The organism is Rhodococcus sp. 5G237, assembly GCF_053764735.1.
The window spans coordinates 24,029-43,601 of sequence record NZ_JBSNCD010000013.1 but is presented as its reverse complement, the minus strand read 5'-3'; the positions used below and the strand labels follow the sequence as shown (position 1 = coordinate 43,601).

The following is a 19,573-nucleotide window of genomic DNA, read 5'->3' as shown; positions in this document are numbered from 1 at the left end:
GCTTCGTCTGGGACACGCATGCGCGTGCCGCGCGGTAGTGATGCATCCCACCCTGCGTCCCACGTTCTTACCAAACGGCGACGGCGGGCGACAGACCTACGTCGGCCGTTAGAGTTCGAGGCACCGTGAGGACAATGGGATCCAGCACAGGATCGAGCACGGACCACGACCGGTACACCTACCTGGGAGCCCTCATGACCAGCGACAGCGGCGCAGGTATCAGCCGCATACAGTTCGGCGCCGGAACCTCCACCGGACCCGCCGACCCGCAGGGCCGCACGATCATCGCGGACGCGGTGGTGGCCAAGATCGCGGGGCTCGCGACCCGCGAGATCAGCGGCGTCATCGAGGTGGGCGCCGGCACCGCCCGCGTCGTGGGCGCACTGCGCGACCGCATCCCCGGTGCGCGCATCAACCACGGACAGGGTGTCGCCGTCGAGGTCGGTGAGCGTCAGGCCGCGATCGACATCGGCATCGTCGCCGAATACGGCGTTGCGCTGCACGAACTCGCCGTCGCCATCCGGCACAACGTCATCGCCGCGGTCGAGCGCATGACGGGACTCGAGGTCACCGAGGTCAACATCACGGTCTTCGACGTCATGCTCCACGAAGAGGCCGCGGCCCTCACCGACGACGCCAAACCCCGCGTGCAGTGAACCCCGGATCCGCAGCGCAGGCGAACGCGGCCGACCTGGTCGCGGACGCCGCGCTGTCCGTTCCCGGCGTCGTGGGTCTGCACCGCGGCGCATTCGGGGAGGTCGCCACGTATCTGCCCGGCCGACGGGTCGAAGGTGTGCGGCTGACCGATCAGCTGTGCGCCGTGCACATCGTCGTGCGGATCCCCGCCGATCTCCCGGCCGTCGCCGACGCCGTCCGCGTCCGGGTGTCCCCGCTGGTGGATGTGCCCGTCCAGGTGACGATCGAAGACGTCCAGGCCGGTGAACGAGAAGGAGCCCCATCGTGAACCACACACCCGTCAGCAACACCGTCGTCGGACTCCTCGCGGGGCTGCTCCTGGCTCTCGCCGGCATCATCGGCGGGTTCAGCGGTCTGCTGTTCGCCGTACTGCTCGGCGCGCTCGGTGCCGCGATCGGCGCCCATCGCGACGGCCACCTCGACCTCGGCGCCCTGCTGAGGAGTCGGGGCCGTGGCTGACCCCACCGCGTCCGACGTCGGGACATCCGACGACACCGGGACCGGGGTCGTTCCCCCGGGCGAACGCGGCAGCCTCGTCGTCAAGGACCGTGCGATCGAACGCATCGCCGCGGCCGCCGCGCTCGGCGTTCCCGGTGTGGTGCGGCACAGCGGAGGTGGCATCCTGCGTCTCACCGGCCGCGACCTGCCCCGGGCCGACGTCACCACCGGCGCGAAGGCCGTCGCGGTGAATCTCTACATCGCCGCCGAATGGCCGTACGACGCGGCGATGCTCACCCGCCGGGTCCACGACGCGGTCGAACGTCAACTGCACGACCTGACGGGCATGCGCATCAGCGAACTCAACGTGCTCATCGTCGCGACCGCGCTCGTCGAGGAGGGCGAGACCGACGAGGCGCAGCCACCCGTCGAGTACCTGGAATCCGACATCGTCGCGGCGCGGACCACTCCGCATCCCGACATCCCCACCGTCGCTCCTCTGCCGCCGCTGGCGCCGCCTGCGGCCGCACCCGCCGCCGCGATCGTGGCGATCGCGGCGCTCGCCCTGTCGTTCGTCGCCGCCCGGGAACTGCTCATCGTCAACGGGACGTACGGCGGTGCCCCGTGGCTGCGCAACTCCTTCGAGTGGTTCGGCCGCCTGCACTGGCACACCTGGCTCGCACCCGTCGCGGGCGTCTGCCTCGTCCTCGGGATCGTCCTGATCGTCGTCGCCCTCAAACCCCGCCGCCGGACGCATGTGCCGCTGCAGGTCGCGGGGCCGGTGCCCACGGTGTGGATGCGGCGCACGGACGTCGCACGCATGTGCAGCGCCCACGCGTCCGCGCTCACCGGCGTGCGCACGGCCCGCACGGTCGTCGACCGTCGCCGTGCCCTGGTGCGCATCTCGATCGAGGACGAGACACCGATCGACGAGATCACCGCTTCCGTGCGCGGCGCGGTCGCCCCGAACCTCGCGGCGCTCGCCGACCCCGTCGAACTCGTGGTGGAGGTGGCTCGGTGAAACTCCGTACCGTGCTGGCGAATCGGCTCGTCACCTTCCTGGCGGGCCTCGCCCTCGCCGGTGCCGGCGCGTTCGCCCTCGCGTGGGTGTGGCAGGTTCCCCTGGCCCGAGAGCAACTCTCGCGTCTCGACCGTCCCCGCGTGACCGACGTCCCGGACCAGTCGTGGTGGACACCTGCCCTGTGGTCGGTCTTCGCGGGCGGACTCGTGCTCGGCATCGCGTTGCTCGCCGTCAACCTGTCGCGCCGGCGCACGTCGACCGTGCAGCTCTACGACCAGGTCACCGACGCCACCCTCGGTGTCGAACTCGGTCCCGTCGCCGACGGTGTCGCAGCGGAACTCGCCGCCCTGCCCGGTGTGCGGGCCGTGCGCGGGCGTGCGGTCGTCGAACGCCACCTGCCGACGCTCTCGGTGGTGGTGCACGCCGACCCGACCATCGACGTCACCGAACTGACGGAAGCGGCGGAGGACGCCGCCCAGCGGGTCGCGCGGGCTCTCGGTGGGGCGCACGTGGCGACGCAGGTCCTCGTGCATCTCGACCCGGCCGTGGACGTCCACTGAGCCCACCCGCCCGGGGGTCCGGAGCCCATCCGGCCCGGGGCGGCTCAGCTTCGGGCCGCGTCCACGAGGTCGTGCTCGACGCGGTAGTCCACGCGCATCCGGTCCATCGCCACATCGCGCACCTTGTACGCCCGCTGTGTGGTGCGTTCGAGGTCCGGATAGCGGAGTTCCTGGACGCGGTTGACGAGCGCGAGCAGCGGCCCGACGCGCCCGAGTACGTGCTTGAGCGGGCTGTCCGGGATGTGCAGGGCGTCGGCGTCGGCGTCACCGATGAACACCCGCTGCAGCGAGTGCATCACCGTGCGGGCGACCGTCGTCCGGATCGGCGCGGTGCCCGGCAGCAGGTTCGCCAGCTCCGGGACGAGATATTGCTCGGTCAACGCGGTGACGAACTCCCGGTCCTCGTCGCTGGGGCCGGGCGAGGTGAGCCGGTAGAGGTCCTCGACCGCGATGTGGTCGCGTTCGGTGCGCAGGCCCAGTTCCTCGCCCATCCCGATCACGTGCCCGACATATCGCCACAGGTGGTAGATGTCGTCGAGTTCGCGATCGGTGAAGCGCACCCCGAGGATCTGCATCGCCTCGACCGCGATGTGCCCGAACTCGGCCATCGTCAGCGCCATGTACGACTGCGGGATCGGCACTCCCCAGGCGTCCTCGTCCCACACTCCGCTCGCGAGGATGCCCTTGCGCACGTGGGCGTGGATCAGGCGCACCCGCACCGTGAACGCGAATCCGCCTCCGTCGCGGCGCATTCCGCCGCGAGTGAGGACGTGCCGCAGCCACTCCCCGACCTCGACCGACCGCACGGCCGGCTGACTCACATAGCGGCCTGTGAGCGCGAGAGGCTTTCCGGCGATGAAGTTTCCGGCACCGCGCAGCAGCGACGCGGCACCGAGCACCATGCCGAGGATCGGGGTGTGCCGCACGAGCGCGTCGGCGGCGTTGTCGATGCGGTCGTGGTCGACCCAGGCGGGTTCGTCGTCGAGGAAGGCGAACAGCTCTCGCAGGGATTCGGGTGCGTCGGGGACCGCGTCGACACCGTCGGCGAGTGCGACGCGCACGGCGTCGGTCGCGGAGGTCGGACCGAAGTCGTCGTTCACCACGGCGTCGGCCGGCGGGTCGGCCTGCCACATGCCGTCGAGCCAGCGCTCGCCGAGATCTGCGTATCGGCGCACAGCAAGGTCGGCGTTGACGAGATCACGTGGGATACGTCGCTCCATGCATCCATGGAAACACGAGGAATCCTCACTTACTATTCACTTTTCATGAGCTCCCCGCGCAGCAACAGAACCACAGGCAGAACCCCTCGGAAACGTCCTGTGCAACAGCGGAGTCACGACACTCGTAAGTTGCTCCTCACCTCTGCGTACGAGTTGCTCGAGCGCAGCCCCACCGCGCGGATCAGCACCACAGCACTCGCCGAGCACGCCCATGTGAGCATCGGGACGGTCTACCGGTACTTCCCCGACGTCGACGCCGTGCTCGACGAACTCCGCATGACCGCCGTCCACGCGATCACCACCTCACTGTCCACCGCCATCGGGCGGGCGATGGACCAGGAGCCGGAGGAGGCCATGGTGACGGTCGTGGAAAGTCTCACCGCCGCGTTCGAGAAACACGCCGCGGTACTCCGGGTGTCGTACACCTCGGAGGAGATCGAGTTCGGGCTCGCGTGGGCCGAGGTCGAAGGTCCGCTGCGGCCGCTGGGACGCATCATTCCGGCGCGGCTGCGACCGGATCTCGACGACGCCGCACTCGACGATCTCGTGTTCATCGTGATGGGAGCGACAGCGAGCCTGTGCTCGCGGATCGCTCTCCTGCGGCCCCGGAGATCCGATCGGACGCGGATGATCGCGGTGACGGCGCGGATGCTCCTCGCCGCGATCGAAAGCGCTTGATACACGACGCTGGATTCGCTTCGGGTCGAAAACAGACCCGACGTCCTGCCGAGCGGCACATACTGATGACTGCCGTCTTCACACCGTCGTCCCGACCGGGGAGAGTGCCGTGCGTCGTCGACTACCGATCGTGTTGTCCGCCGTGATCCTCACCCTCGTGGCCGCCTGCGGCAACGACACCTCGGGCGAATCACCGCCCGCCACAACGTCCGAATCGACAACCTCCGATTCGGCCGCCACCGGCACGGCGCCCGCCGACGAATTCCAGGACGTGCTCGACCGCGTCCGCGAGGAGGTGGGCTTCCCTGGAGTCGTTGCGCGCGTGGTCACCCCGGACTACGAGTGGACCGGTTCGTCCGGCACGATCGGTGCGGGTCGATCGGAGGAGCCCGGCCCCGACGACCACACCCGCATCGGCAGCATCACGAAGACGATGACGATCACCGCTCTGCTGCAACTGGCGGAGGACGACCGCCTGTCGCTGGAGGATCCGATCGGTCGCTACGTGCCGGGCCTGCCGAACGGCGACGTCGCCACCCTGGGGCAGCTGGCCTCGATGGTGAGCGGTATCCCCAGCTACACCTTCGACGAGGAGTTCCAGCGGCAACTCTTCGACGATCCGGAGGCACCGTGGACCCCGGACGAACTCCTCGACTACGTACGCGGTGACGCACCGAACTTCGCTCCCGGGGAGCGGTTCGAGTACTCCAACACCAACACGATCGCGCTCGGGCTGGTCGTCGAGCAGGCTTCCGGGCAGAGCCTGCACGAGTACTTCCGGACGAATGTCTTCGAGCCCCTGGGCATGGCCGACACCGTCATGCCCACCGACGCGGCCATCGCGTCACCGCACCTGTACGGGATCACCGAACAGGGACAGCCGGACGGGCAGACGGCCGATGCGACCGGATGGAACCCGTCGTGGGGATGGTCGGCCGGCGCGGTGATCTCCACCGTCGACGATCTCGAACTGTGGGGCACGGCCCTCGGGACGGGCGAGGGCGTCCTTTCCCCCGAGATGCAGCAGCTCCGCCTCGATTCATTCCTGTTCGACGTCCCCGGTGCGACCGACACCCGCGCCTACGGCCTCGGGCTCGGGATCGAGAACGGCTGGCTCGGCCACACGGGCGAGCTCCCCGGTTTCAACACCTACGTGGGATACCTGCCCGAACGCCGGGCCGTGGTCGTCGCCGCGGTGAACAGCGACATCCCGACGGCAGACGGGGAAGAACCGGTGACCCCCGTGGCGAACCGGCTGAAGGAGATCGTCGGCTGATCGCCTGTGACCCCGAAACGCCGAACGGCATCCACGCCGGAGCAGAAACACCGAACGGCGTCCACGCCGGAGCAGAAACGCCGAACGGCGCCCACCCCGGAGGGTGGACGCCGTTCGAGCGTCAGTGAGGACTAGCTCACCTGATGATCCCGTAGGCGGTGCCTACTTGATGATCCCGTAGGCGGTGCCTACTTGATGATCTTCGTGACGCGACCGGCGCCGACGGTGCGGCCACCCTCGCGGATCGCGAAGCGGAGGCCCTCGTCCATGGCGACCGGCTGGATCAGCTTGACGGACATCTCGGTGTTGTCACCGGGCATGACCATCTCGGTGCCCTCGGGGAGGGTAACAACGCCCGTCACGTCCGTGGTACGGAAGTAGAACTGCGGACGGTAGTTGTTGAAGAACGGCGTGTGGCGGCCGCCCTCCTCCTTGTTGAGGATGTAGGCCTGGCCCTCGAACTCCGTGTGGGGAGTCGTGGTGCCCGGCTTGACGACGACCTGGCCGCGCTCGACGTCCTCGCGCTTGATGCCGCGGACGAGGAGACCGACGTTGTCGCCGGCCTGGCCCTGGTCGAGCAGCTTGCGGAACATCTCGATGCCGGTGACCGTGGTCTTGGTCGACTCGGGGCGGATGCCGACGATCTCGACCTCTTCGTTGACGTTGATCACGCCACGCTCGATACGGCCGGTGACGACGGTGCCACGACCCGTGATGGTGAAGACGTCCTCGACGGGCATGAGGAACGGCTTGTCGGTCTCACGGACCGGGTCCGGGATGGAGTCGTCGACGGCCTGCATGAGGTCGACGATCGACTGGACCCACTTCTCGTCACCCTCGAGAGCCTTGAGAGCGGAGATCGGGACGACCGGAGCGTTCTCGTCGAACTCCTGCGAAGCGAGGAGCTCGCGCACCTCCATCTCGACGAGCTCGAGGATTTCCTCGTCGTCGACCATGTCGGCCTTGTTCAGGGCGACGAGGATGTAGGGAACGCCGACCTGGCGGGCGAGCAGCACGTGCTCACGCGTCTGGGGCATCGGGCCGTCGGTGGCGGCCACGACCAGGATCGCGCCGTCCATCTGGGCGGCACCGGTGATCATGTTCTTGATGTAGTCCGCGTGACCCGGGGCGTCGACGTGCGCGTAGTGGCGCTTGTCGGTCTGGTACTCGACGTGGGAGATGTTGATCGTGATACCACGAGCCTTCTCCTCAGGTGCCTTGTCGATCTGATCGAAAGCGAAGCTCTCGTTCAGGTCGGGGAACTTGTCGGCAAGCACCTTGGTGATCGCAGCCGTGGTGGTGGTCTTGCCGTGGTCGACGTGACCGATGGTGCCGATGTTCACGTGCGGCTTGGTCCGCTCGAACTTCGCCTTCGCCACTGGATGTCCTCCTGGACTGTTGTTGCTTGCTGTATGCAGCAGTGCGGTTTGTATTACTTGGTCGTGCAGGTGACCGAGGGATAACCCGGAGGCTACTCGCCGGTCGCCTTGGCGATGATTTCCTTCGCGACGTTCGAGGGAACCTCTGCGTAGGAATCGAACACCATGGAGAAGTTCGCACGACCCTGGGTCTTCGACCGCAGATCGCCGATGTAACCGAACATCTCCGAGAGCGGAACCAGCGCCTTCACGACACGGGCACCACTGCGTTCCTCCATGGCCTGGATCTGGCCACGGCGGGAGTTCAGGTCGCCGATCACTTCACCCATGTAGTCCTCGGGCGTGGTGACCTCGACCGCCATGAGGGGCTCGAGGATCACCGGGGCGGCCTTGCGGGCCGCTTCCTTCAGTGCCTGCGAGCCGGCGATCTTGAACGCCATTTCGGACGAGTCGACGTCGTGGTACGCACCGTCGATGAGGGTGACCTTCAGGTTCACCAGCGGGTAGCCGGCGAGCACGCCGTACTGCATGGCGTCCTGAGCACCCGCGTCGACCGACGGGATGTACTCGCGGGGGATGCGACCGCCGGTGACCTTGTTCTCGAACTCGTAGGTCGCGCCGTCCTCGCCGACGAACGGCGAGAGGCCGATGATGACCTTTGCGAACTGGCCCGAGCCACCGGTCTGCTTCTTGTGCGTGAACTCGAGCTTCTCGACCGGCTTGGTGATCGTCTCGCGGTACGCGACCTGCGGCTTGCCGACGTTGGCCTCGACCTTGAACTCGCGCTTCATGCGGTCGACGAGGATGTCGAGGTGGAGCTCGCCCATACCGCCGATGACGGTCTGGCCGGTCTCGTCGTCGAGCTCGACCGAGAAGGTCGGGTCCTCTTCGGCGAGCTTCTGGATGGCCGTCGACAGCTTCTCCTGGTCGGCCTTCGACTTCGGCTCGATGGAGACCTGGATGACCGGGTCCGGGAAGGTCATCGACTCGAGGACGATCGGGGCGTCCTGCGCGCACAGGGTGTCGCCGGTCGTGGTGTCCTTCAGGCCGATCATCGCGTAGATGTGGCCTGCGACCGCCTCGTCGACCGGGTTCTCCTTGTTGGCGTGCATCTGGAACAGCTTGCCGACGCGCTCCTTCTTGCCCTTGGTCGAGTTGAGCACCTGGGTGCCCGAGTCGATCCGGCCGGAGTACACGCGGACGAAGGTCAGCTTGCCGAAGAAGGGGTGCGCAGCGATCTTGAAGGCGAGAGCCGAGAAGGGCTCCTCCTTCGAGGGCTTACGACGCAGCTCCTCTTCTTCGTTCCCGACCTGATGGCCGATGACGTCGCCGATGTCGAGCGGGTTCGGCAGGTAGTCGATGACCGCGTCGAGCATGGGCTGGATGCCCTTGTTCTTGAAGGCGGAGCCGCACAGCACCGGGTAGAGCTCGGAGTTGACGGTCATCTTGCGGATGGCCGCCTTGATCTCGGCGACGGTGAGTTCCTCGCCGCCGAAGTACTTCTCCATGAGCTCTTCGTCGGACTCGGCGACCGTCTCGAGCAGCTTCTCGCGGTACTCGGCAGCCTTGTCGGCGAGGTCGGCCGGGATCTCCTCGACCGTGGCCTCGGTGCCGATGTCGGTGGTGCCACGCCAGGTGAGCGCCTTCATCTCGACGAGGTCGACGACGCCGTCGAAGGCATCCTCGGCACCGATGGGGAGCTGGAGGACCAGCGGCTTCGCGCCCAGGCGATCGATGATCGTCTGCACGGTGAAGTAGAAGTCCGCGCCCATCTTGTCCATCTTGTTGACGAAGCAGATGCGCGGAACGTCGTACTTGGCAGCCTGGCGCCAGACCTGCTCGGACTGGGGCTCGACGCCCTCCTTGCCGTCGAACACGGCGACTGCGCCGTCGAGGACGCGCAGCGACCGCTCGACCTCGACCGTGAAGTCGACGTGGCCGGGGGTGTCGATGATGTTGATCTGGTTCTTGTTCCAGAAGCAGGTCACAGCAGCGGAGGTGATGGTGATACCACGCTCCTTCTCCTGCTCCATCCAGTCGGTGGTCGAGGCACCGTCGTGCGTCTCACCGATCTTGTAGTTGACACCGGTGTAGAAGAGGATGCGCTCGGTGGTGGTGGTCTTGCCGGCATCGATGTGCGCCATGATGCCGATGTTGCGGACCTTGTTCAGGTCGGTCAGCACTTCCTGTGCCACAGGTAACCCCGCTCGTAGCTCGTGTCGGTCCTTGGGTGCGGACCACATGTTCTTGTGTTGTCAGCCGGCCTTTACGGGACCGACACAGTTGTGCGAGCAGCCGACCGGGAGGTCCGTGATGACGGCATCTCCCGGTCGGCGACGACTCACCAGCGGTAGTGCGCGAACGCCTTGTTGGCTTCAGCCATCTTGTGCGTGTCCTCGCGGCGCTTCACGGAGGCGCCGAGGCCGTTGCTCGCGTCGAGGAGCTCGTTGGCGAGCCGCTCGACCATGGTCTTCTCGCGACGCTGACGCGAGAACGTCACCAGCCAGCGCAGCGCGAGCGTGGTGGAACGACCGGGGCGAACCTCGACCGGCACCTGGTAGGTGGCACCACCGACGCGACGGCTGCGGACCTCGAGGGCGGGCTTGACGTTGTCGAGCGCGCGCTTGAGGGTGACGACCGGATCGGTACCGGTCTTCTCGCGAGCCTGCTCGAGCGCCTGGTACACGATGCGCTCGGCGGTGGACTTCTTGCCGTCCAGCAGGATCTTGTTGACCAGCTGGGTGACCAGCGGCGAACCGTAGACCGGATCGGCGATCAGCGGACGCTTGGGAGCGGGACCCTTACGTGGCATCAGCCCTTCTCCTTCTTCGCTCCGTAGCGGCTGCGGGCCTGCTTGCGGTTCTTGACACCCTGGGTGTCGAGCGAGCCGCGGATGATCTTGTAGCGCACACCCGGGAGGTCCTTCACACGACCGCCACGCACGAGCACCATCGAGTGCTCCTGGAGGTTGTGGCCCTCACCGGGGATGTAGGCGGTGACCTCGACCTGGGAGGTCAGGCGCACACGGGCGACCTTACGGAGAGCCGAGTTCGGCTTCTTCGGGGTGGTGGTGTACACGCGAGTGCACACACCGCGACGCTGGGGGCTGCCCTTGAGCGCCGCGCTCTTGACCTTGGCGGCCTTGTCGCGGCGGCCCTTGCGGACCAGCTGATTGATGGTTGGCATTAACCGGCTTTCTTCGTTGTCTGAAGCTGCTCACTTCGAGCAACCTCGGCTGTTCTGAAATTAGGGATCCATCGGTTGGGGCAAGAAAGCTGCTGCCCCGCACTCGCCCCTCGTGTGCACACGAGGTCGGGTGTGTCGCGTACCCCCACACAGGCAGCCGGGGGCTCGCTCCTGCAGATATCCACAGACCGCGCGCACGGCACTACCTCGCATAGGCACACAGACCGGCCCGGGCATGCCGGACACGACCCACAACGATACCCGGCGTGCGCGCATGAGGTCAAAGTGAGAAGCGCGCACCCTCCCGAGGATCCGCACACACCGTCAACTGCTGAGGTTCAGTGTGAGCCGGGCCAACGTAGCAGCAGCTTCACACGGGTCCGCTCCCCCGGAGGTGTACTGCACCCACCAGCCGAAGATGCCGGTCGTCGACGCCCCGGAACTGACCCCGCACGACAGCGGATCGCCGGGTCGGCGCATCTGCAGTGCCCGCCGGCCCTCGATGGTCGTGTTCTCGATCTCGTAACCGAGTCCCTCGGCGGCGGCGCGTTCGTGGTCGAGGGAACCGGTCTCGAACCAGTTGAAGGTGACCTTCACTACTCCCGTGGATCCCTCACCGTCCCAGCGGCAGATCGCACCGAAGAATCCGCGATAGACGTAGTCCGCGCCCACGGCCTCGGCGATCTTCTCGTCGGCGACGGCATCGCACTCGGTGAGCAGCCGGGTGAACTCGGCGCCCGTGCCGCCGCCGATCCCCTCCGGGACGGCCCGCCCCTCGAGGGTGCGGGTACATCCGGTGAGCAGAGCACCCGTCGTGAGGACGGTCGCGAATGCGGCGCACCAGCGGCGGGCGTTCACTTCTGCACCCTTTCCACACTCGTGGTGGCCAGGCCGCGAGCGACGACGCAGGCGTCGGCGACGGGCGTGAGGTTCGAGTACGAGACCGACCAGTGGACGAAGTCGCCGCCGAACTCCACGCCGATCTCGCACAGCGTCGTCTGCCCCAGGTCGTTCTGATAGGACCCCATGAAGCCGGACCGTCCCCCGATCTCGACGTCGGCGGCGGGCCGGCCGATGAGATCGGAGCCGGCGCGTTCGCGACCGATGGGACTTCCCCGGTACCACGAGAAGCTCACACTGGGGCCGCCGACGTAGATCTCCCACTCGCAGCCCACCGAGTTGCGCGTCACCGTCGTGAAACTGCCGAGACCGAAGGCCGCCGCCACCTCGTCGTCGGACATCGCGCCGCACTCGTCGAACAGCGGGCCGGGGTCGGTGACGGACGCGGTCGGCGAGGTCTCGACCTGTCCGGCGTCGTCGGAGTTCCCGCACGCCGCCGCACCGAGACCCACGAGACCGGCCGTCGCCACGGCAGCCGCCGTCCTTCCGATGCGCGGGAGAGGCATGGCGGGAAGACTACCGAGCCGGGCCCGCCTGTGTGCGACGACCCGAGGACTCCCGGAGCACCTCGTCGAGCTGCGCGGCCCAGTGCCGGACGATCTCCCGCCGGCGGGCCGAGTCGTCCGTCAGCACGTCGGCCAGGCCGAGGCCGCGCGCGAGATCCAGGGTCGCCTGCACCGTCCGGTGCACGACCGGGTCGGTGTCGTCGGCACCGAGCTGCTCGACGGCCACGGCGTGCGAGACACGCCCGAACTTCTCCTCGAGCGGCAGGAGCATCTCGCGCAGAGCCGGATCGGCCGCCGCGGCCGTCCACACCTGCAGGGCGGCCTTGAACATGTTGCCGGTGCACTGGTCGACGATGCGCTCGACCACCGCCTCCGTGCGGCCGACGCCCTCGGGCACGTCGAACGGCTCGGTGCGGACCCGTTCGATGCGACTGTCGAACATGAACTCGAGCGATGCGGTGATGAGATCCTCCCGGGTCGGGAAGTGATGCTGGGTGGCCCCGCGCGACACTCCTGCGCGCTCGGCGACCACACTCACTGTGGTTGCAGCCCAACCGGATTCGACGAGGCAGTCGATCGTCGCCTCGAGCAGTCGCCGCCGCGTGGCGCGGCTGCGGTCCTGCTTCGGTTCTCGCGCCATCGGGACTCCTGTTCCTGCCTGTCCTGTCACGACCCCCTGGTCACGACCGTTCCGTCACGACTGATCTTCCGCCGTGCGGGTATTCGTGCGACCCCGAGACCGTACGCAAAGCTCACCATCCGTACACTCGTATAACAGGTCGGGGTGAAAGGGGGAGCACCACGTGGCGACCATCGTCAGGCGCGAGGACTACTTCGACGCCGCGCTGGCCATCCTGGCCACCAACGACCATGCCGGACTCAAGCAGGCACGGTTGTGCAGTCACCTCGAGGTGACGACCGGCTCGTTCTACAACTATTTCGAGAGCTGGGCGCAGTTCAAGACCGAATTCCTCCAGCACTGGCTCGAGAGCCAGACGCTCCAGCTCGCCGCCGCGGCGCGCCTCGAGGGTTCGATGACCCGGCGGCTCCGGTTGCTCGTCGAATTCGCGTGCAGCCTCCCCCACTCCGCCGAGTCCGCGATCCGCGGTTGGTCGCACAGCGACTCCGGCGTCTACGAGGTGCAGAGCAAGGTCGACGACCTGCGGTACGCGGTGGTGGCCGAAGCGGTGGCCCGGTACCTCGGTTCGAGGGAACAGGCCGAGCGGTTCGCGCGACTGGCCCTGTACACGCTCGTGGGCTACCAGCAGACCGTGCCGCTGCAGGACGTGAGCTCGTTGCGGTGGTCCCTCGCCTACCTACTGGGCACCCTGCTTCCGGCGGAGGAAGCCAAGGGCCTCTTCCCGCCGGATTCCTTCCCGCCGAACATCGGAACCTCCGGGTCCGAGGTATCGAACCCGGAAGTGTCCGACTCGGAAGCATCGAACACCGAAGCGTCGGCCTAGTACGACTTCGGCAGGCCCAGCGAGTGTTGGGCCACGAAGTTGAGGATCATCTCCCGGCTGACCGGCGCCACGCGTGCGATGCGCGCGGCGCCGAGCATCGCCGCGAGGCCGTACTCCCGGGTGAGACCGGCACCGCCGTGGGTCTGGATCGCCTGGTCCAGCGAGGCGATCGCGGCCTCACCCGCGGCGTACTTGGCCATGTTCGCGGCCTCGGCGGCCCCGAAGTCGTCGCCGCTGTCGTAGAGGACGGCGGCCTTCTGCATCATGAGCTTGGCGAGTTCGAGCTCGATCTTGCGCTGCGCCAGCGGGTGCGCGATGCCCTGGTGCGCACCGATGGGCTGTTTCCAGACGGTCCGCTCGTTGGCGTAGCGCACCGCGGCGTCGAGGGCGTACCGGCCCATACCCACCGCCATCGCCGCGCCCATGATCCGCTCGGGGTTCAGTCCGGCGAACAGCTGCATGAGCGCGGCCTCCGGCTCACCGACGAGTGCGTCGGCGGGAAGCCGGACGTCGTCGAAGAACAGGGAGAACTGGTAGTCCGGCTCGAGGATGTCCATCTCCATGGGCGTCTTCGTGAAGCCCGGAGCGTCGGTCGGCACGATGAACAGGGCCGGACGGAGTTTGCCGGTCTTCGCGTCCTCGGTGCGGGAGACGACGAGCACGGCGTCGGCCTGGTCGACACCGGAGATGTACACCTTGCTGCCGGAGAGGATCCAGTCGTCACCGTCACGGCGCGCGATCGTGGTGATGTTGTGCGAGTTGGATCCGGCATCGGCCTCGGTGATGCCGAAGGCCATGATGCGGGAGCCGTCGGCGAGCCCGGGCAGCCATTCCTGCTTCTGGGCGTCGGTGCCGTACTTGGAGATGATCGTGCCGCAGATGGCCGGCGAGACCACGACGAGCAGCAGCCCGGCGCCCTTCGCGGAGAGTTCCTCCTGCACCAGCGCGAGTTCGTAGATGCCGGCGCCGCCGCCTCCGTATTGCTCCGGAAGGTTCACGCCGAGGAAGCCGAGCTTGGCCGCCTCCGCCCACAATTCGGTGAGCGGCTCGTGCGCGCGCGACTTGGGAAGTACGTAGTCGACGTAGTTGTAGCGCTCGGCCAGAGCCGCTACCGCAGCGCGCAGTTCCTTCTGTTCTTCGGTCTCGATGATGCTCACGAGGATGCCTTCCGGGTCGGGTGAGAGGACGCGCGGCCGTGGACGGTCGCGTGAAGGATCAGGTGGGTCGGACGCCGTAACCCAGCCGCTTGGCTGCGAGTTCGGTGAGGATCTCGGTGGTGCCACCGCCGATACCGAGGATGCGCATGTCGCGGTACTGCCGTTCGACCTCCGATTCGGCCATGTACCCGAGGCCGCCGAACAACTGGACCGCCTGGTTGGCGACCCATTCGCCGGCCTCGACCGCGGTGTTCTTCGCGAAACACACCTCGGCGATCAGGTCGGTCTCCCCCGCCACGGCGCGTTCGGTGACGTGGCGGGTGTAGACGCGCGCGACGTCGATGCGACGCGCCATCTCGGACAGCGTGCGCTGCACGGCCTGGCGGGTGATCAGTGGCCGGCCGAAGGTCTCGCGGTCGCGGCACCACGCGACCGTCAGGTCCAGGCACCGCTGCGCACCCGAATAGGCCTGGGCGGCGAGGGCGATCCGCTCGGAGACGAAACCCTGTGCGATCTGCCAGAATCCGGTGTTCTCCGTGCCGACGAGGTTGGTGACCGGTACGCGGACGTCGGCGAAGGACAACTCGGCGGTGTCCGACGCGCGCCAGCCCATCTTGTCGAGCTTGCGGGAGACGGTGAAACCCGGTGTGCCCTTCTCGATCACGAGCAGCGAGACTCCCCCGGCGCCGGGACCTCCGGTGCGGACCGCGGTGACCACGAAGTCGGCGCGGCATCCCGAGGTGATGTAGGTCTTCGCGCCGTTGACGACGTAGTGGTCGCCGTCGCGCACCGCAGTGGTGGTCAGATGGCCGACGTCCGATCCTCCGCCCGGTTCGGTGATCGCGAGGGACCCGATGAGTTCGCCTGCGAGAGTGGGCCGTACCCACCGGTCGATCTGATCGGGATCACCGGCCGCGATGAGGTGCGGCAGCGCGATGCCGCACGTGAACAGCGACGCGAACGCACCGCCCGAGGCACCCGCCTCGTGGAACGCCTCGCACACGGTGAGCGTGTCGGCACCGTCACCGCCGGAGCCACCGACCTCCTCGGGGAATCCCGCGCCGAGCAGGCCGATCTTCGCGGCCTCGACGTGCAGTTCGCGGGGCAGTTCGCCGGCGCGCTCCCAGTCGTCGAGGCGGGGCAGGATCTCGCGCTTCACGAAACCGGTGACGGTCTCGCGCAGGGCGAGACGCTCGGGGGTGGTCCACATGCTCACGATGTCTCCGATGGTGTTCGGGCCGAAGAAGTCTCGGCCGGAGGTGTCTCGACTGTGGGGCGGGCGGTCTCAGGAGGCGGGCGCGCCGGGCTCGCGCCCGGCGCCGGGGGCACCGGCGAAGGCCTGCGCGAGGCCGAGCCATTCCTCCGCGTCCGGGCCGTCGGTGACGAGGGCGGTGTCGTTGCGGTGGATGCGCTGGGTGACGAGCAGGCAGAAGTCGAGGGCCGGGCCGGTGACCGACTGCGCCGCGTCCTCCGGACCCCATTCCCAGCTGTCCCCGCCGGGGGCGGTGAGCACCACACGGAACGGCTCGGCCGGAGGCTTCCGGTCGCGGATGACGTACGCGAAGTCGCGCGTCCGCACACCCAGGTGCGCAATGTTCTTCAGGCGCGCGGTGGGCGTGCGGGTGACGCCGAGGGCGTCTGCGACGTCTCCCCCGTGCGCCCAGGTCTCCATGAGCCGGGCGGTTGCCATCGACGCCGGGGACATCGGCGGCCCGAACCACAGGATCTTCGTACCGCGCGGGAGCTCGGCGAGCGCGTCGGCGAGTTCGCGTCGGGTGTCACGCCAGTCGGCGAGCAACTCCGCGGGCGGCCGCCCCGCCTGTTCCTCGGCACCGACGTCGACGAATCCCAGCGGGTCGCCGAATGCCGCTTCGACCATCTTCACGAAGGCGTCCGGGTCGCGTACGGCGGTGAGCGCCGCCCGGTCGGTCCACAGCAGGTGACCGATCTGGTGAGCGATGGTCCAGCCCTCCGCCGGGGTGGGCAGTGCCCAACTCCCATCGGGCAGGTTCGCGACGAGAGCGTCGAGATCGTCGCCCTCCGAGCGGAGATCGTCGAGCACGGTGCGCAGATCGGACATGCGGCAAGCGTCACACGTCACAGCCCCAAAATCAAGCACTGGTGATTGTTTTTGCGGCAGGCGTCGTCCGGGCCCGTCGGACAGACTGACGGGATGGCCGACGATTCCCGCACGCACACCGTCGGGCCTGTCGTCGCGGTCCTCACCGCGGTGCTGTCGATGCAGTTCGGGGCGGCCTTCGCCGCGACGCTGTTCGACCGGGCGGGCGCCCTCGGCACGGTGACCCTGCGCCTGCTGTTCGCGGCCGTGATCCTCTGCGCGTTCACCCGGCCCCGGCCGCGGACGTGGACACCGGCACAGTGGCGGGCGGTGGTGACACTGGGCGCGAGTCTCGCGCTGATGAACACGGCGTTCTACGGGGCGTTGACGCGACTGCCGCTCGCCGCGACCGTCACCATCGAGTTCCTCGGCCCTCTCGGGCTGGCCGCGATCCTGTCCCGACGTGTGCGCGACGCTCTGTGGGTGGTGCTCGCGCTGGGCGGGGTGGTCCTGCTCGGCGTCGGCGACGGTGCCGGGTTGTCCACCGGTCTCGATCCGCTCGGAGTCGCCTTCGCGCTGGTCGCCGCATCGGGGTGGGCCTGGTACATCGTGGCCGGCTCACGTGTGGCGACGACCCTGCCCGGGTCTGCAGGGCTGGCCGGGGCCACGACGATCGCGGCCGTCGTCGTCCTGCCGTTCGGCGCAGCGACGGCCGGCACCGAACTCCTCCGGCCCGACCTCGTGCTCGCAGGACTCGCCGTGGCGCTGCTGTCGTCGGCGATCCCGTACACCCTCGAGATCCGTGCCCTGCGCGACCTGCCGAAGAAGGTGTTCGCGATCCTCATCGCGCTCGAGCCCGCCGCCGCAGCGCTCGCCGGAGCTCTGGTGCTGGGGCAGGTCGTCGAACCTCTCGCCCTCGCGGGTATCGCACTCGTGGTGGTCGCCGGGGCCGGTGCGTTGCAACACTCGCGCGCGTGACCCGGCGCCGGACGTAGGACCGGTCAGCGGGTACGGGTGATCAGTCGGACCAACTCCCCCGCCGGACCGGACAACGCCCGCGGCGGCCTCCAGACCGCGCGGAGCACACGCTGCAGGTCGAGTCCGTCCACCGCGACCGCGACGAGCCGACCGGAGTCCAGGTACTCCTCCACCGCGAGGGTGCTCAGCACCGCCGGGCCCGTGCCCCCGAGCACGCTCGTGCGAACCGCGGCTCCGCTCCCGAGTTCGAGCAGCGGTGCGGCCCGGTCGTATTCCTGCAACGCGAGGTCGAGGGTGCGGCGGGTACCGGACCCCTCCTCGCGGACGACCAGTGGTGTCGCCGCGAGTTCGACCACGGTGAGCGGGCGCCGCCGCCGCGCCCAGGGATGCTGCGGCGGGACGACCACGACCAAGCGGTCGCGTGCCACCGCGACACTGTGCAGTCCCTCCGGAACCGTCGGCCCCTCGACGAACCCGACGTCGCATCCGCCCTCGGCGACGACGTCACACACCCGCATCGAGTTGTGGACCTGCAATTGGATCTGGACGTCGTCGCGGAGCGTGCGGAAGGCGCCGAGCCACCGCGGGATGAGGTGTTCGGCGACCGTCATCGACGCCGCGACCACCAGTTCGGGTTGCTGCTCGACGCGCAGTGCTGCAGCGGCGTCGAGGAGGCGTTCCGCGTCGGCCAGGACCTCCCGCGCCCAGTGCGCGACCACCGTGCCCTCCGGGGTGAGCACCGAACCCGTCCGGCCCCGCCGCACGAGGACCGCGCCGAGTTGCCGTTCGAGGCGGCGCAGCATGCGGGTCGCGTTGGGTTGGGCGAGACCGGCCGCGCGGGCCGCGGCGCCGAGCCCGCCCCGGTCGTCGACCCCGACGAGCAGTTCCAGAGCGACGAGATCCGGCCAGCTGGTCATGCACGAACGATATGCCGTACCCGCTACTCATATCCATTCGATATGACCTCATGTCCGATCGGCGGCTGGTGCGGACACCGCTGCGACGGAAGAGTCGAGGCATGCTCACCGTCCACGCGCCCGCATCCCGGCCCACCGTCGTCCCGGGGCTCCTGGTGGCCGCGGCGGGCGCAGTCGTCGCGCTGGGAACGACGCACTTGGTCCCCGGGGCGAGTCCGCTGCTCGTCGCGATCGTCCTGGGTGTGGTCGTGGCGAACGTCGGTCTGCCCGCACCGGTGGTCGAGGTTCTGGAGCCGGGCCTGGGTATGGCGGCGAAGCGTCTCCTCCGAGTGGGCGTCGCCCTGCTCGGCGTGCAACTCGCGGTCTCCGATCTCGTCGGCCTCGGGTGGGGCACAGCGGTCGTCGCGGCGGCCGTCGTCGTCGCGGGCATCTGCGGGTCGCTCGCCTTCGGCCGGTGGCTCGGGGTGGGCTGGACCCAGCGCCTGCTCATCGCGTGCGGTTTCTCGATCTGCGGAGCTGCGGCCGCGGCGGCGATCGACGGTGTGATCGATTCGCGCAAACGCGAACTCGTCACCACCGTCGCATTGGTGGTCGTCTTCGGCACCGCGATGATCCCGCTCGTTCCGCTCGCCGCGGGCATGCTCGGGCTGACTCCCGGGACCGCCGGTCTGTGGGCGGGTGCGGCGATCCACGAGGTCGCCCAGGTGGTCGCGACCGGCACCGCCCTCGAAGCCACCGCCGGTGGGGTGCTCGCCGCGGCGGTGACGGTCAAGCTCGCGCGGGTGGCACTGCTGGCCCCGGTCGTGGCGATCGTCGGGGTCGTCGCCCGGCGGCGCGGTGACGGTCGCCGAGACGCGCGCACTCCCCCGATCGTGCCGGTCTTCCTGCTGGGCTTCCTCGCGTGCGTCGCACTGCGCTCGACCGGACTGCTCGATCCGATCGTGGTGGAGGCTACGGGGACGGTGCAGCGCGCGTTGCTGACCGTCGCGATGTTCGCCCTGGGCGCCGGGGTGCGCCGGGAAGTCCTCCGCGGCGTCGGATGGCGCCCGATCGCACTCGCGGCAGCGGCGACCGTCTGGGTCGCCGCGATAGCGCTGATCGGCGTGTCGTCACTCGGCGGGCAGTGAGGATCGGCGGGC

The 19,573-nt window shown here is 68.6% G+C and carries 22 protein-coding genes; 10 read left to right on the top strand and 12 right to left on the bottom strand.

Annotated elements, in window-relative coordinates; all coding sequences use genetic code 11:
• Positions 1-194: 194 nt before the first annotated feature.
• The 5 genes from ACWPOC_RS24640 to ACWPOC_RS24620 are packed head-to-tail and all read left to right on the top strand — an operon-like array spanning position 195 to position 2,715.
• The gene (locus ACWPOC_RS24640) at positions 195-656 is read left to right on the top strand and encodes an Asp23/Gls24 family envelope stress response protein (protein WP_120283568.1); all 462 of its coding nucleotides are present in this window, start codon (positions 195-197) and stop codon (positions 654-656) included.
• Complete coding sequence (locus ACWPOC_RS24635) at positions 653-964, top strand: hypothetical protein (RefSeq protein WP_120280000.1); 312 nt, start codon at positions 653-655, stop codon at positions 962-964. Before ACWPOC_RS24640 ends, ACWPOC_RS24635 begins: the two co-directional genes overlap by 4 nt.
• Entirely contained in the window at positions 961-1,155 is a 195-nt protein-coding gene (locus ACWPOC_RS24630; protein WP_006552248.1) for a hypothetical protein, read from the top strand. Before ACWPOC_RS24635 ends, ACWPOC_RS24630 begins: the two co-directional genes overlap by 4 nt.
• Positions 1,148-2,155, top strand: a complete 1,008-nt coding sequence (locus ACWPOC_RS24625; protein WP_120280001.1) for a DUF6286 domain-containing Asp23/Gls24 family envelope stress response protein — start codon at positions 1,148-1,150, stop codon at positions 2,153-2,155. The genes ACWPOC_RS24630 and ACWPOC_RS24625 overlap by 8 nt, the downstream gene beginning before the upstream one ends.
• Positions 2,152-2,715, top strand: a complete 564-nt coding sequence (locus tag ACWPOC_RS24620; protein ID WP_060650735.1) for a hypothetical protein — start codon at positions 2,152-2,154, stop codon at positions 2,713-2,715. The genes ACWPOC_RS24625 and ACWPOC_RS24620 overlap by 4 nt, the downstream gene beginning before the upstream one ends.
• A gap of 44 nt (positions 2,716-2,759) precedes the next feature.
• Here ACWPOC_RS24620 and ACWPOC_RS24615 read toward each other — a convergent pair whose 3' ends face one another.
• The gene (locus ACWPOC_RS24615) at positions 2,760-3,935 is read right to left on the bottom strand and encodes an oxygenase MpaB family protein (protein ID WP_120280002.1); all 1,176 of its coding nucleotides are present in this window, start codon (positions 3,933-3,935) and stop codon (positions 2,760-2,762) included.
• A gap of 99 nt (positions 3,936-4,034) precedes the next feature.
• On the opposite strand from ACWPOC_RS24615, the gene ACWPOC_RS24610 reads away from it, so the two are divergent.
• Both ACWPOC_RS24610 and ACWPOC_RS24605 read left to right on the top strand, forming a co-directional pair.
• Positions 4,035-4,613, top strand: a complete 579-nt coding sequence (locus ACWPOC_RS24610; protein WP_033096098.1) for a TetR/AcrR family transcriptional regulator — start codon at positions 4,035-4,037, stop codon at positions 4,611-4,613.
• Between the two features lie 109 nt (positions 4,614-4,722).
• A complete protein-coding gene (locus ACWPOC_RS24605; protein WP_120280003.1) occupies positions 4,723-5,889 on the top strand; it encodes a serine hydrolase domain-containing protein in 1,167 nt (388 codons plus the stop codon).
• A gap of 188 nt (positions 5,890-6,077) precedes the next feature.
• On the opposite strand, the gene tuf is transcribed toward ACWPOC_RS24605, so the two are convergent.
• The 7 genes from tuf to ACWPOC_RS24570 all read right to left on the bottom strand — a co-directional run bounded on the left by tuf (position 6,078) and on the right by ACWPOC_RS24570 (position 12,500).
• Positions 6,078-7,268, bottom strand: coding sequence for an elongation factor Tu (gene tuf, locus ACWPOC_RS24600; RefSeq protein WP_016690893.1), 1,191 nt, complete (start codon positions 7,266-7,268; stop codon positions 6,078-6,080).
• 92 nt (positions 7,269-7,360) lie between these two features.
• Complete coding sequence (gene fusA, locus ACWPOC_RS24595; protein WP_024101663.1) at positions 7,361-9,463, bottom strand: elongation factor G; 2,103 nt, start codon at positions 9,461-9,463, stop codon at positions 7,361-7,363.
• A gap of 146 nt (positions 9,464-9,609) precedes the next feature.
• The gene (rpsG, locus tag ACWPOC_RS24590) at positions 9,610-10,080 is read right to left on the bottom strand and encodes a 30S ribosomal protein S7 (protein ID WP_006552257.1); all 471 of its coding nucleotides are present in this window, start codon (positions 10,078-10,080) and stop codon (positions 9,610-9,612) included.
• Positions 10,080-10,454: a 30S ribosomal protein S12 gene (rpsL, locus tag ACWPOC_RS24585; RefSeq protein ID WP_006552258.1), complete on the bottom strand. Its 375-nt coding sequence runs from the start codon at positions 10,452-10,454 to the stop codon at positions 10,080-10,082. The genes rpsG and rpsL overlap by 1 nt, the downstream gene beginning before the upstream one ends.
• A gap of 324 nt (positions 10,455-10,778) precedes the next feature.
• Positions 10,779-11,312, bottom strand: a complete 534-nt coding sequence (locus tag ACWPOC_RS24580) for a DUF3558 domain-containing protein (RefSeq protein ID WP_120280004.1) — start codon at positions 11,310-11,312, stop codon at positions 10,779-10,781.
• Positions 11,309-11,860, bottom strand: coding sequence for a DUF3558 domain-containing protein (locus ACWPOC_RS24575; protein WP_064060459.1), 552 nt, complete (start codon positions 11,858-11,860; stop codon positions 11,309-11,311). The genes ACWPOC_RS24580 and ACWPOC_RS24575 overlap by 4 nt, the downstream gene beginning before the upstream one ends.
• Before the next feature lie 10 nt (positions 11,861-11,870).
• Positions 11,871-12,500, bottom strand: a complete 630-nt coding sequence (locus ACWPOC_RS24570; RefSeq protein ID WP_120280005.1) for a TetR/AcrR family transcriptional regulator — start codon at positions 12,498-12,500, stop codon at positions 11,871-11,873.
• A gap of 163 nt (positions 12,501-12,663) precedes the next feature.
• On the opposite strand from ACWPOC_RS24570, the gene ACWPOC_RS24565 reads away from it, so the two are divergent.
• The gene (locus ACWPOC_RS24565; RefSeq protein WP_120280006.1) at positions 12,664-13,323 is read left to right on the top strand and encodes a TetR/AcrR family transcriptional regulator; all 660 of its coding nucleotides are present in this window, start codon (positions 12,664-12,666) and stop codon (positions 13,321-13,323) included.
• Here ACWPOC_RS24565 and ACWPOC_RS24560 read toward each other — a convergent pair.
• From ACWPOC_RS24560 to ACWPOC_RS24550, 3 genes are all read right to left on the bottom strand, one after another.
• Positions 13,320-14,480 carry an acyl-CoA dehydrogenase family protein gene (locus ACWPOC_RS24560; RefSeq protein WP_016690886.1) on the bottom strand — a complete coding sequence of 387 codons (1,161 nt, stop codon included), beginning with the start codon at positions 14,478-14,480 and terminating at the stop codon, positions 13,320-13,322. The genes ACWPOC_RS24565 and ACWPOC_RS24560 overlap by 4 nt on opposite strands.
• A gap of 58 nt (positions 14,481-14,538) precedes the next feature.
• Positions 14,539-15,696, bottom strand: a complete 1,158-nt coding sequence (locus ACWPOC_RS24555) for an acyl-CoA dehydrogenase family protein (protein ID WP_120280007.1) — start codon at positions 15,694-15,696, stop codon at positions 14,539-14,541.
• A 69-nt stretch (positions 15,697-15,765) separates the two neighbouring features.
• Entirely contained in the window at positions 15,766-16,560 is a 795-nt protein-coding gene (locus ACWPOC_RS24550) for a TIGR03084 family metal-binding protein (protein WP_120280008.1), read from the bottom strand.
• 93 nt (positions 16,561-16,653) lie between these two features.
• Between ACWPOC_RS24550 and ACWPOC_RS24545 the strand changes: the two genes are divergently transcribed.
• Positions 16,654-17,517, top strand: a complete 864-nt coding sequence (locus ACWPOC_RS24545; protein WP_455409458.1) for an EamA family transporter — start codon at positions 16,654-16,656, stop codon at positions 17,515-17,517.
• A gap of 23 nt (positions 17,518-17,540) precedes the next feature.
• Here the strand turns inward: ACWPOC_RS24545 and ACWPOC_RS24540 are convergent, their stop codons facing one another.
• Positions 17,541-18,434: a LysR family transcriptional regulator gene (locus ACWPOC_RS24540; RefSeq protein ID WP_120280010.1), complete on the bottom strand. Its 894-nt coding sequence runs from the start codon at positions 18,432-18,434 to the stop codon at positions 17,541-17,543.
• Between the two features lie 101 nt (positions 18,435-18,535).
• On the opposite strand from ACWPOC_RS24540, the gene ACWPOC_RS24535 reads away from it, so the two are divergent.
• Complete coding sequence (locus ACWPOC_RS24535; protein ID WP_120283570.1) at positions 18,536-19,561, top strand: putative sulfate exporter family transporter; 1,026 nt, start codon at positions 18,536-18,538, stop codon at positions 19,559-19,561.
• The last annotated feature ends 12 nt before the right edge of the window (positions 19,562-19,573 follow it).

Coding starts and splice junctions, on each gene's coding strand:
- ACWPOC_RS24550 (WP_120280008.1), bottom strand. CDS start 16,560: ATGTCCGATCTGCGCACCGTGCTCGACGATCTCCGCTCGGAGGGCGAC.
- rpsG (WP_006552257.1), bottom strand. CDS start 10,080: ATGCCACGTAAGGGTCCCGCTCCCAAGCGTCCGCTGATCGCCGATCCG.
- ACWPOC_RS24545 (WP_455409458.1), top strand. CDS start 16,654: ATGGCCGACGATTCCCGCACGCACACCGTCGGGCCTGTCGTCGCGGTC.
- ACWPOC_RS24575 (WP_064060459.1), bottom strand. CDS start 11,860: ATGCCTCTCCCGCGCATCGGAAGGACGGCGGCTGCCGTGGCGACGGCC.
- ACWPOC_RS24535 (WP_120283570.1), top strand. CDS start 18,536: ATGCTCACCGTCCACGCGCCCGCATCCCGGCCCACCGTCGTCCCGGGG.
- ACWPOC_RS24615 (WP_120280002.1), bottom strand. CDS start 3,935: ATGGAGCGACGTATCCCACGTGATCTCGTCAACGCCGACCTTGCTGTG.
- rpsL (WP_006552258.1), bottom strand. CDS start 10,454: ATGCCAACCATCAATCAGCTGGTCCGCAAGGGCCGCCGCGACAAGGCC.
- ACWPOC_RS24540 (WP_120280010.1), bottom strand. CDS start 18,434: ATGACCAGCTGGCCGGATCTCGTCGCTCTGGAACTGCTCGTCGGGGTC.
- ACWPOC_RS24570 (WP_120280005.1), bottom strand. CDS start 12,500: ATGGCGCGAGAACCGAAGCAGGACCGCAGCCGCGCCACGCGGCGGCGA.
- ACWPOC_RS24640 (WP_120283568.1), top strand. CDS start 195: ATGACCAGCGACAGCGGCGCAGGTATCAGCCGCATACAGTTCGGCGCC.